The organism is Trinickia mobilis (genome assembly GCF_017315705.1).
Lineage (GTDB): Bacteria > Pseudomonadota > Gammaproteobacteria > Burkholderiales > Burkholderiaceae > Trinickia_A > Trinickia_A mobilis.
The window spans coordinates 1-2,230 of record NZ_JAFLRF010000106.1; the positions used below are offsets into that span (position 1 = coordinate 1).

Below are 2,230 nucleotides of genomic sequence, written 5' to 3' on the forward strand. Positions count from 1 at the left end.
CCTGCCCCACCAGCTCCCGGAATGCGAGCGGCGCCGGCAGCCGGTCCGCCGTGCCCTGCAGGTACGCCTGGATCTCCTCGTTCAGCACCTCCAGCGTCACGTGATCGCTCGTCAGGTGGTGGTAAAGCAGCAGCAACACCCAGCGATCGTTGGCCCCGTCGGGCGCGACCTGCGCGCGCAGCAACGGTGCCTGCCTGATGTCGATGCGGTAGTGCCGCGGATTGAATCGTGCGTAAAGCTGCTCAGCGACGTCGATGCCCGCTTCGAAATCCCCGACCTCCTCGATCACTAGCGGCGCCTCACGCCACACTACCTGCACAGGCTCGGGCAGCCCCTCCCACTGGACCGCGCTGCGCAACGCGTCATGCCGCGCGATGACCGACTGCATCGCCGACAGGTATGCATCGAGCCGCTCGCGGCTGTCGAAGCCCAGCATCAGGGACATCAGAAACGGGTCGTGCTCGCCCCCGTTCTCGCTGCCTAACAAAACGTGGAAGAGCATGCCGTCTTGCAGAGGCGTCAGCGGATAGGCATCTTGAATGTTCCTGGCCCCGCCCGGCACCGCGCCGACCAGACGCTCGATCTGCGCTTCGTCGAGCTTCACCAGCGTCAGCATCTCCGGCGTGATCGCGTCGCAATCCGGCGGAATTCCATTGGCCGCCACCGCGACACGATTGTTTTTGAACGCCTCGTACTGCCCCGACTTGATCAGTTTAACGAGCAGTTCCTTGTTGCTGCGAAGCAAGTCGATGATCTCAGCATCGTTCAATACGGCCCGCTTGCCCTTGATGGACAACTCGTTATCTCCGGTCACGGAGAGGGATACGCCGCTCTTTTCAAGCTTTTCCAGGACGGAATTGATCATCACAAACGCATCTCCACTTCTTCACAAGCAAGAGCCAAAGACTCGATCGTCGGATTCGAAAGAATCAGATGAGGATCAACATTCAATCCAGCCTGCTGCAGCAATTGATTCAGTTTGACGACAAGCAACGAATGACCGCCCAGATCGAAAAAATTGTCTTTTCGTCCAACACGATCCACGTTCAACAGTTCCTGCCAAACACGCGCGAGGGTCTTTTCAACCTCGCCCTCAGGGCCTTCATAGCCGCCTTCCGAATTCGACGTGCTGGCAGGCTCGGGCAGCGCGCGTCGATCGAGCTTGCCGTTCGGTGTCAAAGGCATTTCCGAAAGTTCTATGAACGCCGTCGGGACCATGTAGTCCGGCAATTGCGCGCCAAGATGCCGGCGCAATACCTGAGCGTCGAATCCGGCCTGTGCGTCCGGCACCACGTACGCGACGAGCCTGCGGTCGCCGGGCCGATCCTCACGGACCATCAGCGTGGCTTTCGATACGGACGGATGCCGCGTCAACACCAATTCGATCTCGCCGAGCTCGATTCGGAATCCGCGGATCTTGACCTGATCGTCCACGCGCCCGACGAACTCCAGATTGCCGTCGGGCATCCATTTCGCGAGGTCGCCGGTTCGATACATGCGTGCCCCGGGCGTCGACGCAAACGGATCGGCGATGAATCGTTCAGCGCTCAGCATGGGACGATTCAAATACCCGAGAGCCAGACCGACGCCTCCGATAAACAGGTCGCCATGGACGCCGACCGGGCAGGGCTGCAGGTTCTGATCCAGCACGTACATGGACTGATTTGCGAGCGGCACGCCATACGGAAGCGAGCTCTTGTCGATTGTCCTGCCCGTCGAATCGAAATTCACAGACCAGATCGATGCCTCGGTCGCGCCGCCCAAGCTGAAGATCTTTGCACTCGGGCAGGCTGTACGCGCCTGCTCAAGTAGCCGGGTAGGGAACCAGTCGCCGCTCAGCATGATCAGCTTGATCGAATCGATCGACGCCGGATTTTTCCCGAGAGTCGAATCGACCAGCATCTGCATGAACGCCGGCACCGAATTCCAGATCGTCACTTGGTACTGCTCGACAAGATCGGGCCAGTGACTTGCGTTTGCGAGTTCCCGCAAGGAAGGGATCACGACCGCAGCACCGACCGCAAGCATCCCGAAGACGTCGTATACCGAGAGGTCGAATGCATACGACGACAAGGCGATCGCACGGTCCGTACTGCGGACGCGGTAACGCTGGTTGATGTCCTGAATCGTATTGGCGGCGCCTTTGTGCTGAATCACGACGCCCTTGGGCCGTCCGGTCGAACCCGAGGTGTAGATCACGTAGGCCGGGTGCAGCGCGTTGACGCCCACT

At 60.1% G+C, this 2,230-nt stretch carries 2 protein-coding genes; both read right to left on the minus strand.

Going from position 1 to position 2,230, the window contains the following annotated elements:
- A partial coding sequence (locus J3489_RS37105) for a condensation domain-containing protein (protein ID WP_242540612.1) occupies positions 1-865 on the minus strand: 865 nt, incomplete at its 3' end.
- Positions 865-2,230: non-ribosomal peptide synthetase (locus J3489_RS37110; RefSeq protein WP_207005755.1), on the minus strand; the 1,366-nt coding region annotated here is incomplete at its 5' end. The genes J3489_RS37105 and J3489_RS37110, both read right to left, overlap by 1 nt.